Here is a 13,893-nt window from a genome sequence, read left to right on the forward strand (position 1 = left end):
GCTCAGGCGAGCTTCTTCCACACGACATCGAAGGCGGCGCAATCCGCCAGCACCGCTTCCGGATCGAACGCTTGCGCTGGTGCCAACACGCCGCTGCGATTGTAGCCCTCCGCTGCCATACGCAAGGCGCCTTGCGCCGCCACAGCAGCAGTGATCCCATAAGGGTCGCGCCCGGTAATCACTAGAGTTTCCCGCCGCGCCTCACCACGGCTCACACCGCGAATTTCCACGCAAATCAAAAAGCGGTCCGCGGCGCGCACGGCGGGATCCGGTCCGCTCGTCTCGCTGCCCAGTAGCCGCTCGGCAATGCGGACCAGCGGTGTCTTGGCCAAAACCCGCACAGGTGGAACCAGCCACAGTGCCCCGAGCGCGACCAACTTGGGCAACGCGAGGTAGGTCCGTACCGCACGAGTGCGCACGTGACGGGGAATCGTGAGGATTTCTGCGCTCGGGAAGCTCACGGCTTCGAGCACTCCCCAGCCCTCCGGCAGTTCCACGGCACGGTGGTAACGCGCCGGTGGTTGACGCACGACTTTGCCCTCCTCGTAGCCGAATCCCTCGGCCCCCAACATGCGAAGCACCGACCGTTTCGTGCCCTGGCTGGCATGGAATCGCGTGGCGTAGACGACCTCAATGGAGGCCACGTCGCGGTAACCTCGGGCCAGTACAGCGGCGCCGCAGTCTGACAGAGCAATTTCAAACGCATGGGCCGGCACGACAGCAACCCCTGCCTCGCGTGCTTTCGCATCGCGCTCCTGCACCGCACGGATGAAGGGCTGCTCCCCGGTGGTGTCCAAATAGTGCGCCCGGGCGGCAATCGCTGCATCCACCACAGGTTCTCCTAAATCGACAAACGGGCCCGCGCAGTTCACCATCACACGGCTGCGTTCCGCAACCGCTGCAAGCGACTGTGGCCGCGCCACGTCCGCAACCATCGTCGGCAAACCACCGTGCTCGCGCGCCAAGGCAGCAAGTTTTTGGGCGTTTCGTCCGGCCAAGAGAGGCCGTGCCCCCCGGGCCATCAACTCCGCCACCACTAAGCGGCCTGTGTACCCGGTGGCGCCAAACACCGTGATGCCGCGCTGCTCCATGCGTCCTCGTTTCGGCCGATCTCGCGGCGGAGTCAAGCGGGCTACCGCCCACCGCGTTCGCTTTGGTACGAACGGAGTATGCCGATCGACGACCTTTCCACAAAGTTACTCTGCGTCCGCCACGGGGAAAGCGAGGGAAATCGCGACCGGTGCTTTTGCGCCACCCCTGAAGTCCCGCTAACGGCCCTAGGCCGCGAGCAGGCGCTCGCGGCCGCACGCGCCCTGCAGGAGCAATTCCGGCCTGCGCGACTAATTTCGAGCCCGTACCGCAGAGCCTGGGAAACCGCCCAAGTGATCGCGCACGAGCTCGGCCTACGGGTGGAGGTCGAGCACGACTTGCGCGAGCGCAGCATCGGCATTTACGCCGGGCAACCCTACGACGTTGTACTCGAGGACCCGACCTTTCGCGAGCACGACCCATGGGCCTGGCGCCCGTTGGGTGGCGAGTCTCTCCTCGACGTAGCCGCTCGGGCGGTGCCCGCAGCCCAACGCATTGCCGAGCAAAACCTCGGCAGCGAGGTGGTGCTGGTCAGCCACGCCGGTGTCATTGCAGCGCTGTGTGCGGCCGCGTGCGGCGGTTGGCAACGCGTGCCTGCAGCCCGAAATGGCCAAATCATCGTCCTGGAATACCGACAGGGCCGGCTCTCGCTGCTTTCCTCTTGAGTGAGGCTGCGGAGGTTTGCGCAAACGAATCTTTTGTGAAACAAGCCAGGACCGAGGAGGTCGACGATGGCGCTTTGGCTCGAACAACCAGCGATGCGAGTGTTTGCCCTCACGTACTTGTTGTTGGTGCTCAAAATGCTCGCCGTCGGTTGGGTGACGAGCTACTACCGGCTGCGCAAGCGGGTGTTTGCCACGCCGGAGGATTATGCACTCCAGGGCCTTTCCCCTCGCGAGGTGCGGGACGAGGACGTAGAACGCGCGCGCCGCGCCCATCGCAACGACTTGGAGAATATTTTGCCGTTCTTTGCGGTGGGCTTCTTTTACGCACTCACCCAACCAAATCCTGCCGTGGCGCGCATTTTATTTGGCGGGTATCTGATCGCCCGTGTGCTGCATTCGATCTTTTACCTGGCCGCCCTTCAGCCGTGGCGTACCTTGGCCTTTGCCCTCGGCCAGGCCATCACCGTGGTGATGCTGCTCATCGCGTTCGCCCGCATTTGGTGACCGATCGAACGCCGGTTCGCCGACTAGCCAGGGTCCTTGCGCACTGACTTGGTCCCTTGGCTTGAGATATAACACCGCGCCACGTTGCGCGGCGGGACTTCCTGCCACACCGCCGGCGGCGGTGCGGTCACTCCGTGACGCGCATCCAAACTCGTTCAGGGAGCCAATGCGCGCACAACCCGGGCTGGACAAGTCCGGCAAGAATCCGAGCGCTCTCGACGATTCTCGGTCCCGGCCGGTTGAAGTATGCGTTGCCATCGACGGCGTAGACACGGCCATCTTTCACCGCCGGTAGCGAGGTCCACTCCGGCTGCTTCCACAGGCAGGGAAGTTCGGCGCGTGTGCGCTCGAGCGGGAAGCCACAAGGCATCAGCACAACAACCTCGGGTGCCGCCGCGGCAATGTCTGCCCAGCTCGCTGCCGCACTCGCTGTGCCCGGCTGTGCGAGCAGCGGGCGCCCGCCGGCCGCCTCGACCAGGGCCGGCATCCAGTTGCCCGCGACCATCGGCGGGTCGAGCCATTCCAAACACAGCACACGCGGTCGGTAGCGAGCGCGCATCGTTCTCCCCTGAACGGCCGCAAGTTCTGCTTGCAGGCGGCCGACCAATGCTTGGCCTTCTTCGGGACAGCCGAGGGCAGTCGCTACCGTCTCGATATCACAAAAAACGCCCGCAAGGTCGTGCGCATGCAACCGAACGATTTGCGGAGCAGGCTGCCAATCGACGGCAAGCGCAGCAAGCTGGTTTGCCGGTAGTGCGCAGACAGCGCAGCCATCTTGAACCAGCACTGTTTCGGGCTCGAGGTTGCGGAGTAACGCCACGTCGAGCTCGTACAAAGGCTCGCCGCGGGCGACGTACGCGCGCACCGCCCGGTCGATCGCGGGGGAGCACTGGTCGCTATCGAACCGCGCGCGGGTCGCAACCGGAAGCCGCTTCGCCTCCTCGGGGAAATCGCACTCGTGAGAAACCGCCACTAAGCAATCGCCTCGGCCCAAGGCGAAAACCGTTTCGGTCGCGGCCGGCACTAGAGAGGCTATGCGCATCGGGCACGGGAAGTTCACATGTAACGCCTCTGCTCAGGCGGCTGGTCCGGTTCGAGAGTATCTCCGCAAGTGGATCCGCAGCGCGTGCACACGTATTCGAACTTGTTGCCTTGCGGCAAAATTAACAGCAGCCGCTTGCGCACGGGCATGGCCACGCGGCATTGCGGGCACAGTAACAAAGAAGCTTCCAGCCGATCGAAACTATCGCGCGCCATCGTCGAACTCACGTTGTGAGCCGTAGATGGTACCGTTATATGGCGAGCCTGCAAGCGTCAACGGATTCGAGGTCACGGTGCACGAAACCGAAACCAACTCCGGCATGCTGGAGCGCGGCGCGAGTCGCCGCGTATACATTGAAACCTATGGGTGCCAGATGAACCTGGCGGACACGGAGCTTCTACTCGGCCAATTTCGGCACCACGGCTACGAGCCCGTGCGTGACCCGGCGGAAGCTGATGTCATTCTCTTGAACACCTGCGCGATTCGCGAGCACGCCGAGGAGCGCGTGGTGGGTCGCCTCGGCGACCTTTACCGTTTCAAAGCGCGCCGCCCCCACACCCAGCTCGGGATTGTGGGTTGCATGGCGCAACACGTTCGCGATCGGCTGCTCGCCCGCTTGCCCTTCGTGGATTTCGTGGTCGGCCCCGACGGGTATCGGCGCCTGCCTGAGGTGTTACGGGCAAACGCGAGCGACCCGTACATCGACGTTCGGCTCGACCGTACGGAGACCTACGCCGACTTGCAGCCCGAGCGCGAAGCTGGGGTGCGCGCATGGGTGACGATCATGCGTGGCTGCGACAAATTTTGCACCTTTTGCATTGTGCCCTTCGTGCGCGGCCGCGAGCGATCGCTGCCGGCAGGGTTGGTGTTGCAACAAGTTGAGCAGTTAGCTGCGCAGGGATTTCGGGAAGTCGTCTATCTCGGGCAAACGGTGAACGCCTATCACGACGGAACCGTCGACTTTGCCACGCTCCTCCGGCGGACCAACGAGATCCCCGATATTCTCCGTATCCGCTTCACCTCGCCCCACCCCGCTGACATGCGCGAGGCCGCGGTTGCGGCGATTGCCGAGTGCGACAAAGTTTGCCCACAGGTGCATCTGCCCGTGCAGTCCGGGTCGGATGCAGTGCTTGCGCGCATGGCCCGCGGTTATACGGTGGAACAGTACCTGCGGCTCGTGGAGCAACTGCGTGCGGCGCGGGCCGACATGGCCTTGAGCACAGACATCATCGTTGGTTTTCCCGGCGAGACCGAACGCGACTTCGAAGCCACTCTCGAGCTTTTGCGCGAAGTACGGTTCGATCAGGCGTTCATGTTTCAGTACTCGGCGCGCAGCGGCACGAAGGCAGCGAAGTGGCCGGAGACGGTGCCTGCCGAAGAAAAGCAGCGGCGGCTTCGAGCCGTAATCGAGCTGCAAGAATCCATCGCTCGCGAGCGCAATCGTGCGTGGATTGGCAGGACGGTCGAGGTTTTGGTCGAAGGTCCTGCACGCAAGAAGCCGGAGTGGTTCGCCGGCAAGACCCCACAGTTTAAAACCTGCATCTTTCCTGCCTGGACGCCGCCGCAACCGGGGACGCTGGTGGACGTGCGGGTTTGCGACGCCAACTCCCACACCTTGTTCGGTGAATTAAGCAGCCCCCCTCGACGGATCGGGTAAAGTGGGAACGCGCAGCGGGATCCGCACCTCGAAGGTCGTTCCCTGGCCGACGGTGCTTTCGACGCGGATCGTCCCTCCGAGCGCATCGACTAAGCGGCTGGTGACGTACAAGCCGAGGCCAATCCCCTGGGAGAATTCCTCCGGCGCTACCCGCCGGAACGGCTCGAAGATAAACGCCTGCTTTTCCTCGGGAATGCCGATGCCCGTGTCCGTGACATCGATAGCGAGTTCGTCAAAGCTTGCCCGTACGCGCACCCGCACTTCTCCAGCAGGAGTGAACTTCAGAGCATTGTCGATCAAGTTCCGCGCGATGAGCTTGATCTCGGTGGCATCCACCAAGGTGGCGGGCAAGTCGGGCGACACGTCCCAGCGCAAAGCGACGCCCGGGGGAGCCGGACGCAAAGCATATTCGTGCTGCAGCTCGTGCCACAGTTCGTCCAACGGTTGCCGCGCGCCGCGACGCAGCGACTGTTCGCGGCTCAAGTCCAGCGCCACCTGAATGGTTTCCAGCGCCTGCCGCCCTACCGCGATCTGCCGCTGCACTACGTCCTTGAGCTCGCCGACATCGTTTCGCGAGCTGAGCCCGTCTCGCAGCATCTCCCCGTAGCCTAAGACAGCGGCCAGCAAGTTACGGAGTTCGTGCGACAAAATGGCCGCAAAGCGGGCGTTCATTTCCGCGCGTTCTGCTGCCAGTTGCGTTTCGGTGAACAAGTCGCGACGGAGGTGCTCGCTGCGCTGGGCAGCAAGCACGCTAATCAAAGCGGCAAAGAACGGGCCCGTGAGTTGGTGGGGCAACTCGGCATGCGGACCAACAAACCGCTGTGCGTGCCAGCCCACCGCCCAGTAAAGGACCAGGGTCATCCCAGCAGAGAACGTCTGCGCCGCCGGATGCCAAGGCAACAACATGGCACTGGCCAGCATTTTCACCGAGACGAACAACGTCGTGCCCGAAGTGGGCGTGCCGGGGAACAGAAGCCCGCCAACGATGCCGAGCGTGTACGCCACGTCGGTGCCCAGCGCAACCAGGTAAGGGCGGTCCGGAGCAAGCCGGAAGTAGGTGATCAACAGCGTACCCAATGGCGTCACGACCAGCACGGCCAGCCAGGGCCATTCAGAGCGCAGCCGCGGCCAGGAAAACAAGGCCAAGAAGGCAACCAGCAAGAGCGTGATTGCCAGCAATGCCGCGGCCACGCGAGTGAGCTCGCGAGCGAGGAGCTCCCGCTGGTAGGCACGGTACGCCTGATGATTCCTCGCCCCCCGCAAACCTAGCCGGCCACCCTCGCCACCATCCTGTTCCGCCATTAGCGCGCCTGGCGTCGAAAATTAAAACAACCCATGCCGACGCTCAAGAGACCGACAAGGGCCTACTCCGCCTCGGTTAGAGCCCGCAGGAGCCACCGTTCCTTGCGGCGCATGCGCCGGGCTTCGGCTGCCGAGCGTTCGTGATCGTAGCCCAGCAAGTGCAAGAGCCCGTGCACAGTAAGACAGTGCACTTCGCGCAGCAAACTATGGCCGTGTTCCCGCGCCTGCCGTTCCGCGGTTTCGACCGAGATGACGATGTCACCTAACCACTGCTCGTCGCCCGGCACGCGTGGTCCCTCGCGTGCGGCAAAGGCTAACACATCCGTGGGCCGATCCTTCCCGCGATAGCGACGGTTCAACGCGTGGATCGTTGCGTCATCCACCAACTGGACACACACTTCGCCCTCGGGCTCCTGCACCAGTTCGAGGGCGCGCTGCACGAAGGCTCGGAGGGCGCGCACTCGCAAACCGCGCTTGGGGCGGGCAGACACCACGGTAACGCCCATGGAAAAAGGTAGCCGACGGATCCCCTCGCAGGTGCCGGCTCAGTCTGGCTGGCTCTCGCCGTTGCCAGAGCCGTTAGGCCCCTTGGCACTGTTCCGTTCCGCTTGGCGCTGGCTTTCGTAACGATCGTATGCGGCGATGATGTCCTGCACCAAGCGGTGGCGCACAACGTCCCGCTCGCTGAACAAGATGAACTTGATCCCTTCCACGCCGCGCAACACCTGCTGCGCCTCCTTCAAACCGGACGCGCGCCCAGCAGGCAGGTCGATTTGAGTAACGTCGCCAGTAATGACCGCCTTCGAGCCGTACCCGAGGCGCGTGAGGAACATTTTCATTTGTTCGCTCGTGGTGTTTTGCGCCTCGTCGAGAATGACAAAGGAGTCGTTGAGCGTGCGCCCGCGCATGAACGCCAGCGGCGCGACTTCGATCACGCCACGCTCGATCATCTTCTGCGCCCGGTCAAAATCGACCATGTCGTGCAAGGCATCGTAAAGCGGACGCAGGTACGGATTGACCTTTTCCACCAAATCGCCGGGCAAAAAGCCCAGCTTCTCACCGGCTTCCACCGCCGGGCGGGTCAAGATCATGCGGGCAAAGTTGTTCTTCATAATTTCCGCCACCGCCATGGCCATGGCGAGGTAGGTTTTGCCCGTACCTGCTGGCCCGATGCCAAACACGATGTCGTACTCGCGGATGGCATCGATGTATTCCTTTTGCGCAATGCTCTTTGGGGTGATGATCCGCTTGTGGGAGGAGATGTAAATCGTATCGAGAAAGATGTCGCGGAGATTGGCATTGCGGTCGCGACTGAGGATCCGCACTGCGTAGTCCACGTCGCTGGGGTAAATCGGGTAACCCTTCTCGACAACGCTGTAGAGCTGGTTCAGCACCCGCCCGGCGAGCTCACAGGCTACCGGATCTCCCGCCACGTGCAGCGACGTACCGCTCACGCCGATGCGCACGTCGAGCAAGCGCTCCACGGTTTTTACGTGCTCGTCGTGGTTGCCGAGCAGATCTTGAAACACGCGCGGGTTAGGGAAGCTCAGTTCGAGCTCCGCGGCTTCCGCACTGGTTTCGACCAACTCCGTTTCAACCGACAATTTCGAAAACAGCCTCCAGGGCTTCTTGTAACTTCTCTGGGTTCTTTCCCCCCGCTTGCGCCAGTTCTGGTTTGCCACCTCCGCCGCCGCCAATCAACGGGGCAATACGCTTGATAATTTGGCCTGCTGGAAAGCGGGCTGCAAGGTCCTTGGTCACTGCCGCCAGCAACAACGCACGCTCGCCGCGCTTGGTGCCCAGCACCACGATGCCGGAGCCCAGCCGCTGGCGGAGTTGATCGGCAAGCTCGCGGAGAGCGGCATCGTCCAAGCCATCCACCTCCGCAGCCAAGACTTGCACGCCGCTGACCTGACGCGCGTTTTTCAGCAGCAGGTCCGTTTGTCGGCTAGCCAACTGGCTTTGCAACTGCCGCAACTGGCGCTCCCACTCCCGTTGTTGTGCCAGGAGCTTTTCCAGCCGCTCGGCCAATTCGTCCTCCGGCGCCCGCAACAAAGCGCCGGCCCGCTCCAGTACCCTTTCCCGTTGGCGCAGCCACTGCCAAGCACCTTCAGCAGTGAGCGCCTCGATGCGACGCACGCCGGCCGCGATCCCCTCTTCACCGCGGATTTTGAACACGCCGATGTCGCCGCTCCGGCGCACGTGGGTGCCGCCACAGAGCTCGGTCGAGTACTCACCGATGCGGATGACCCGCACCACATCACCGTACTTCTCCCCAAAGAAGGCAAGCGCCCCAGCTTTGATGGCCTCCTCGTACGGCATTTCCTCGGCCCACACCGGGTCGTTCCAACGAATGCGGGCATTGACCTCCCGTTCGATCTCGGCCAAGCGCTCTTCCCCCACCGGCCCGTGGTAGGTGAAATCGAACCGCAAGCGATCCGGCGCCACTAGCGAGCCCGCCTGCCGCACATCGCGGCCGAGCTGTTCGCGCAACACCGCGTGGAGAATATGAGTGGCGGAGTGATTGAGCCGCGCTGCATCCCGCCGTGCGCGATCGACACGCAACCACACTCGCTGCCCCACGTGGAACGCACCGCGCCGCAAGACGCCGATGTGCACAATCAGGTTCCCGCGCGCTTTCTGCGTGTCCTTCACCTCGATCAGGTCGCCGCCCTCGCTTTCGATCCAGCCGGCATCGCCTACTTGCCCACCGCCCTCTGGATAAAAGGGGGTTTCAGCAACCACGACGTGAACCGCTTCTCCGCTCCGCACCTCGCGCCGCAACTCGCCCTCGGTTTGCAAAGCCAGGATCTCCGACTCTGCCTCGTAGAGGAAATCCCCCAGGAAGCGGCTTTCCAGTGTTGTGTCCAACGCGAAGGCATCAGTGAGAAGTTCTGCATGCTCAAGCGCTACTCGCCGCGCCTGCCGTGCCCGCTGGCGCTGCTCTTCCATGCAGCGCTCGAAGCCTTCCGTGTCTACGGTGATTCCCTCGCTCCGCAAAATGTCCTCCGTCATGTCGAGCGGGAAGCCGTAGGTGTCGTACAGGCGAAAAGCCACTTCACCGGGCAGCACCTTTGAACCACGCGCACGCAGCCGTTGCTTTTCTTCCTCGAGGAGCTCGAGGCCCTTGTCCAACGTCTCAGCAAAACGCTCTTCTTCCTCGCGCAGCACTGCAGCGATGTCGGCCTGCCGCCCGAGCGCTTCGGGGTACGCAGCACCGAGGACGTTCAGCACAGGCTCCACCATGCGGCACAAGAACGGCTCGCGAAAGCCCAGATGCCGGGCGTGCCGGGCTGCCCGCCGCAACACGCGCCGCAATACATAGCCGCGGCCCTCGTTTGCGGGGCGCACCCCGTCGGCCACCAAAAACGTTAGCGCGCGGCTGTGGTCCGCAATCACGCGAAAAGCCACATCGTCCACCTCCGAGGCGCCATAACGGCGGCCTGACGCTCTCTCCACAAACTCAATCAGCGGGCGGAACAGGTCGGTGTCGTAATTCGAGGGCACGCCTTGCAGAACCGCCGTCACCCGCTCCAGGCCCATCCCTGTATCCACGTGCCGTGCGGCCAACGGCTGCAGTTCCCCACGTTCGTCCCGGTTGTACTGAATGAACACCAAATTCCACAGCTCGATAAACCGCGCACAGCCAGCATTGACGCCGCAAACATGGCCGGGCACGTGCTGGCGATCGCAGAGTTCCGGACCCCGATCGATATGGATTTCCGAGCACGGGCCACACGGGCCCACTTCACCCATTTCCCAAAAGTTGTCTTTCTCGTCGAACCGCAAGATCCGTTCCGGCGCAATGTCGGTCACTTCGCGCCACAACTCCGCAGCTTCGTCGTCGGTGCGAAACACGGTGGCGTACAACAGCTTCTTCGGCAGCCCCCAATGCTGCGTGAGCAGCTCCCATGCCCAGGCAATCGCTTCCCGCTTGTAGTAGTCGCCAAACGACCAGTTCCCCAGCATTTCGAAGAAGGTGTGGTGGTAACCGTCGTGGCCGACCTCCTCGAGGTCGTTATGTTTGCCGGACAAACGCAAACACCGCTGATAATTCACCGCGCGGGGGATGCTACGCCGCTCCGTTCCCAAGAACACGTTTTTGAACTGCACCATGCCTGCGTTGGTAAACAGCAAGGTGGGGTCCTGTTCCGGCACCAGCGACGCACTCGGCACAAACTCGTGCCCGCGCTCGCGGAAAAAGGCAACGAACTGAGAGCGGACTTCGGAACCAGTCATGGTCGACCGAGCACTAGCAGCCTTCACCCAGAATGGCCAAGACGACCTCTTCAGGAAAGCCGCGGGAAAGGAGAAAGCGGGCAGCGCGGGCGCGCTCGCGCACGTCGGCTCGAGCGTGTGGAAACCGGCGGCCGACAATCTCCCGCGCCCGTTCCCGTTCATCGGCAAAGCTCGCCTGCAGCGCCCTGGCAATCTGTGCCTCGTCCACACCCCGCGCCGCCAAATCGGCACCCGCGCGCAGGCGGCCATAACCGCGTCGCGCCCAGGCCTGGGCACGGTTTAGCGCAAATCGCTCGTCGTCCAAGAGGTGTTGCTCTTGCAAGCGTTGCAACACGCGCGTGATGATCTCGGGCGGGCAGCCGATCCGTTCCAAGTAAAGGGCAGTTTCCCCGACGGAGCGATCGAAGCGACCGAGCCAAGCCAAGACTCGCTGCCACGCCTCCTGCTCAGAAGCGTTCGATTTCCACCCGCGCCGGCCCGCCGAGCCCTTCGCGCCTTTCGAAGTCATCCCAACGAGTATCACTCGTGGACGAGATCCCGCGCAGCTTCAAGTCGAAGTCGCCCGGATTCGTAGCGTTTTTCAGCGCCTCCTCGCGGGTAATCAGCCCCTGTTGGTACAACGCCATCAGCGATTGATCGAAGGTTTGCATGCCGTAACTCACGTGCCCTTGGGCGATGACCTCGCGCAGGTCGCGCAGCTTTTCTTTGTCGGCAATGTACTCGCGCACGCGCGCATTCGACACCAGCACTTCCACCGCCGGGACCATGCCCTGCCCGTCAGCCCGGGGAATCAGCCGCTGGCTAATGATGCCCTTGAGCACGCTTGCGAGAATCAACCGCACCTGGTCGCGTTGGTGCTCCGGAAACACGCTAATGGCCCGAGTGATCGTTTCCGGAGCATCGAGGGTATGCAAGGTGCTCATCACCAAGTGGCCAGTTTCGGCTGCGAGAATCGCGGTCTCGATCGTTTCCAAATCGCGCATTTCCCCCACCAAGATCACATCGGGGTTTTGCCGCAAGGCGGCTTTCAACGCGGCAGCAAAGCTCACCGCATCGAAGCCGACCTCCCTTTGGTTTACGAAGCTGAGCTGATCCCGATGGGTGTACTCAATCGGGTCCTCGATGGTGATGATGTGGGCATGGCGGGTACGGTTGATGTAATCGATCATGGCCGCCAGCGTGGTGCTCTTTCCACTGCCCGTTGTGCCGGTGACTAAAATAAGCCCCCGACGCTCCTCGGCGATCCGCTCTACCACTGGGGGCAGGTTGAGTTCCGCGACCGTGCGGACCTTGTTCGGAATAATGCGCACCACCATGCTCAAGGCACCGCGCTGGCGAAACACGTTGACCCGGAAGCGACCGAGTTCCGGGCTTTCATACGCAAGGTCCGCCTGCAGCTCGGCGGCAAAGCGCCGCCGGTGGTAATCGTCGAGCACGGCGTCCACGGCGGCCTCGACCAACTCGTGGGTGAGCGCAGGGGCCTCGGGCATCGCAACGAGGTCTGCCTTCAGCCGTATGGCCGGGGGTGCCCCGACCTTCAACAGCACGTCGGATGCTCCTAACGCGACCGCCCGGCGCAAAATTTCATCCAAGTGCATGCGGGCAGGCCTGTGCAAACGGCGTACCGAGTGACTTTTTACTCAACGGTAAGGCTGGCCAATGCCTCTCAGCGTCAAATGCAAATGCTCAAGCGCCTCGCGTGCTCTTTTTTGTGTCGTTGCGGGGAGGTTCCGCCGGCTGGCTCTCCTTGGCCAAGGGAGGGAGGCCCATCTTGACCCGGATTTTGTCCTCCAGCCGCAAGGCAATGTCCGGGTGTTGGCGCAAAAACTCCTTCGTATTTTCCCGTCCCTGCCCGATGCGCTCTCCGTCGAGCGAGTACCAAGCCCCGCTCTTCTCGATGATGCCGAGATCGGCACCGAGGTCCACCAGTTCGCCTTCCTTCGAGATCCCGCTACCGTAAAGGATATCGAACTCGGCTTCCTTGAACGGCGGGGCGACCTTGTTCTTCACCACGCGCACTTTCGTGCGGTTGCCAATGACCTCCTCCCCTTGCTTGATCGAACCGACGCGGCGGATGTCGATGCGCACCGAGGCGTAAAACTTCAGCGCGTTGCCGCCGGTAGTGGTTTCGGGGTTCCCGAACATGACGCCAATCTTCATGCGGATCTGATTGATGAAGATGACGATGGTTTTGGAGCGGGAGATGGTCGCAGTCAGTTTGCGCAGGGCTTGCGACATCAAGCGCGCTTGGAGACCCATTTGCGGCTCTCCCATTTCCCCCTCGATTTCGGCGCGAGGAACCAAGGCGGCCACGGAGTCAATCACCAACACGTCGATGGCACCGCTACGCACTAACGTCTCGGCGATTTCCAGGGCTTGCTCGCCGTGGTCCGGCTGCGAGATCAGCAAGTCTTCCACTCGAACGCCGAGCTTACGGGCGTAGCCCACATCGAGCGCATGCTCTGCATCGATGAATGCGCCAATGCCGCCGAGCTTCTGGGCCTGGGCAATAATCTGCAACGCCAGCGTGGTTTTGCCCGAGGACTCCGGGCCGTAAATTTCAATCACGCGGCCGCGCGGCACCCCGCCGACGCCTAAAGCGATGTCCAGCCCCAGAGAGCCGGTGGGCACAACCTCGATGTCCCGCACCTGGGACTGGTCGCCGAGTTTCATGATGGCGCCTTTGCCAAACTGCTTCTCGATTTGGCCCAATGCTAAGTCCAAGGCTCGTTCACGGTTTGGATCCAATGTCATGCTTCTTCGCCCTTTGTCTCCCCCAACGGAGTTTTCCACAGCGGTGTATATACCGCACCTGTGGGTCGTAAGTCACTGCGGTAAAGGATGAATTCTTGCACCACGGACTGCCCAAACGACTCATCGAGGTGCGCTTTGACCTTTTCCTCCAACGCCTCCCAGCGCTGCAAACTGCGCACGCGACAGAGGGTGAGATGCGGCTGAAAGGGCCGCTCTTCTCGCGCAAAGCCTAACGGCGCAAGCGCCTCGTCGAGCTCCCGAGCCACCTGAGCAAGCTTTCCCCCGTCCAGCACTCCCACCCACAACACCCGCGGGCGCCGCAACGAGGGAAAGGCGCCGAGCCCGCGCAACTCGATCGTCCAGGGTGCGTGGTTGCGGGCAATGCGGTTGAGGGTGCCAGTCACTGCGGGGATCGATGCCTCCGGTGTGGAACCGAGAAACTTGAGCGTGATGTGCAAGCTACTGTTGTCCACCCAGCGCACATCGGCGCGGCTTTTCGCCAACGTGCTCTGCAACGCTTGCAGACGTTCACTCACGGCCGAATCCACGTCGACGGCGATAAATGTTCGAATGTGCTTCCCTTCTTCGGTCATCAATTTCCGTCTCGGGGGCTGCGTGCCGGTGCACTGCCCGCACGGCCC

14 protein-coding genes are annotated in these 13,893 nt (G+C 62.6%); 3 read left to right on the forward strand and 11 right to left on the reverse strand.

Annotation, left to right across the window (positions count from 1 at the left end; all coding sequences use genetic code 11):
- Positions 1-2: 2 nt before the first annotated feature.
- The gene (locus N3C12_14830; protein ID MCX8073701.1) at positions 3-1,091 is read right to left on the reverse strand and encodes a saccharopine dehydrogenase NADP-binding domain-containing protein; all 1,089 of its coding nucleotides are present in this window, start codon (positions 1,089-1,091) and stop codon (positions 3-5) included.
- A gap of 78 nt (positions 1,092-1,169) precedes the next feature.
- Here N3C12_14830 and N3C12_14835 point away from each other — a divergent pair, with 78 nt between their 5' ends.
- Entirely contained in the window at positions 1,170-1,754 is a 585-nt protein-coding gene (locus tag N3C12_14835) for a histidine phosphatase family protein (protein ID MCX8073702.1), read from the forward strand.
- 66 nt (positions 1,755-1,820) lie between these two features.
- A complete protein-coding gene (locus N3C12_14840) occupies positions 1,821-2,258 on the forward strand; it encodes an MAPEG family protein (protein ID MCX8073703.1) in 438 nt (145 codons plus the stop codon).
- 127 nt (positions 2,259-2,385) lie between these two features.
- On the opposite strand, the gene N3C12_14845 is transcribed toward N3C12_14840, so the two are convergent.
- The gene (locus tag N3C12_14845; protein ID MCX8073704.1) at positions 2,386-3,300 is read right to left on the reverse strand and encodes an ABC transporter substrate-binding protein; all 915 of its coding nucleotides are present in this window, start codon (positions 3,298-3,300) and stop codon (positions 2,386-2,388) included.
- Between the two features lie 14 nt (positions 3,301-3,314).
- On the reverse strand, positions 3,315-3,515 hold the full coding sequence (locus N3C12_14850; GenBank protein MCX8073705.1) for a hypothetical protein: 201 nt from the start codon (positions 3,513-3,515) through the stop codon (positions 3,315-3,317).
- A gap of 26 nt (positions 3,516-3,541) precedes the next feature.
- On the opposite strand from N3C12_14850, the gene miaB reads away from it, so the two are divergent.
- Positions 3,542-4,957, forward strand: coding sequence for a tRNA (N6-isopentenyl adenosine(37)-C2)-methylthiotransferase MiaB (miaB, locus tag N3C12_14855; GenBank protein ID MCX8073706.1), 1,416 nt, complete (start codon positions 3,542-3,544; stop codon positions 4,955-4,957).
- Here the strand turns inward: miaB and N3C12_14860 are convergent.
- The 8 genes from N3C12_14860 to thpR all read right to left on the reverse strand — a co-directional run bounded on the left by N3C12_14860 (position 4,928) and on the right by thpR (position 13,845).
- Positions 4,928-6,259, reverse strand: a complete 1,332-nt coding sequence (locus N3C12_14860; protein ID MCX8073707.1) for a HAMP domain-containing histidine kinase — start codon at positions 6,257-6,259, stop codon at positions 4,928-4,930. The genes miaB and N3C12_14860 overlap by 30 nt on opposite strands.
- Before the next feature lie 62 nt (positions 6,260-6,321).
- Entirely contained in the window at positions 6,322-6,765 is a 444-nt protein-coding gene (ybeY, locus tag N3C12_14865; protein MCX8073708.1) for an rRNA maturation RNase YbeY, read from the reverse strand.
- Positions 6,766-6,804: 39 nt separating this feature from the next.
- Positions 6,805-7,863: a PhoH family protein gene (locus N3C12_14870; protein MCX8073709.1), complete on the reverse strand. Its 1,059-nt coding sequence runs from the start codon at positions 7,861-7,863 to the stop codon at positions 6,805-6,807.
- Entirely contained in the window at positions 7,853-10,498 is a 2,646-nt protein-coding gene (gene alaS, locus N3C12_14875) for an alanine--tRNA ligase (GenBank protein ID MCX8073710.1), read from the reverse strand. Before alaS ends, N3C12_14870 begins: the two co-directional genes overlap by 11 nt.
- 13 nt (positions 10,499-10,511) lie before the next feature.
- Positions 10,512-10,922 (reverse strand): recombination regulator RecX, encoded by a 411-nt coding sequence (locus tag N3C12_14880; protein ID MCX8073711.1) that lies wholly within the window; start codon positions 10,920-10,922, stop codon positions 10,512-10,514.
- A gap of 22 nt (positions 10,923-10,944) precedes the next feature.
- A complete protein-coding gene (locus N3C12_14885; GenBank protein ID MCX8073712.1) occupies positions 10,945-12,096 on the reverse strand; it encodes a PilT/PilU family type 4a pilus ATPase in 1,152 nt (383 codons plus the stop codon).
- An 88-nt stretch (positions 12,097-12,184) separates the two neighbouring features.
- Positions 12,185-13,252 (reverse strand): recombinase RecA, encoded by a 1,068-nt coding sequence (recA, locus tag N3C12_14890; protein ID MCX8073713.1) that lies wholly within the window; start codon positions 13,250-13,252, stop codon positions 12,185-12,187.
- Entirely contained in the window at positions 13,249-13,845 is a 597-nt protein-coding gene (gene thpR / locus N3C12_14895) for an RNA 2',3'-cyclic phosphodiesterase (GenBank protein MCX8073714.1), read from the reverse strand. The genes recA and thpR overlap by 4 nt, the downstream gene beginning before the upstream one ends.
- Between the last annotated feature and the right edge of the window lie 48 nt (positions 13,846-13,893).

The organism is Candidatus Binatia bacterium, assembly GCA_026415395.1.
Taxonomy (GTDB): domain Bacteria; phylum Desulfobacterota; class Binatia; order HRBIN30; family HRBIN30; genus HRBIN30.

What these genes read in the sequence shown, in the direction of transcription:
- N3C12_14860 (MCX8073707.1), bottom strand. Translation starts at nt 6,259, where the DNA reads ATGGCGGAACAGGATGGTGGCGAGGGTGGCCGGCTAGGTTTGCGGGGG.
- N3C12_14830 (MCX8073701.1), bottom strand. Translation starts at nt 1,091, where the DNA reads ATGGAGCAGCGCGGCATCACGGTGTTTGGCGCCACCGGGTACACAGGC.
- alaS (MCX8073710.1), bottom strand. Translation starts at nt 10,498, where the DNA reads ATGACTGGTTCCGAAGTCCGCTCTCAGTTCGTTGCCTTTTTCCGCGAG.
- N3C12_14835 (MCX8073702.1), top strand. Translation starts at nt 1,170, where the DNA reads ATGCCGATCGACGACCTTTCCACAAAGTTACTCTGCGTCCGCCACGGG.
- ybeY (MCX8073708.1), bottom strand. Translation starts at nt 6,765, where the DNA reads ATGGGCGTTACCGTGGTGTCTGCCCGCCCCAAGCGCGGTTTGCGAGTG.
- N3C12_14840 (MCX8073703.1), top strand. Translation starts at nt 1,821, where the DNA reads ATGGCGCTTTGGCTCGAACAACCAGCGATGCGAGTGTTTGCCCTCACG.
- thpR (MCX8073714.1), bottom strand. Translation starts at nt 13,845, where the DNA reads ATGACCGAAGAAGGGAAGCACATTCGAACATTTATCGCCGTCGACGTG.
- recA (MCX8073713.1), bottom strand. Translation starts at nt 13,252, where the DNA reads ATGACATTGGATCCAAACCGTGAACGAGCCTTGGACTTAGCATTGGGC.
- N3C12_14845 (MCX8073704.1), bottom strand. Translation starts at nt 3,300, where the DNA reads ATGCGCATAGCCTCTCTAGTGCCGGCCGCGACCGAAACGGTTTTCGCC.
- N3C12_14850 (MCX8073705.1), bottom strand. Translation starts at nt 3,515, where the DNA reads ATGGCGCGCGATAGTTTCGATCGGCTGGAAGCTTCTTTGTTACTGTGC.
- miaB (MCX8073706.1), top strand. Translation starts at nt 3,542, where the DNA reads ATGGTACCGTTATATGGCGAGCCTGCAAGCGTCAACGGATTCGAGGTC.
- N3C12_14885 (MCX8073712.1), bottom strand. Translation starts at nt 12,096, where the DNA reads ATGCACTTGGATGAAATTTTGCGCCGGGCGGTCGCGTTAGGAGCATCC.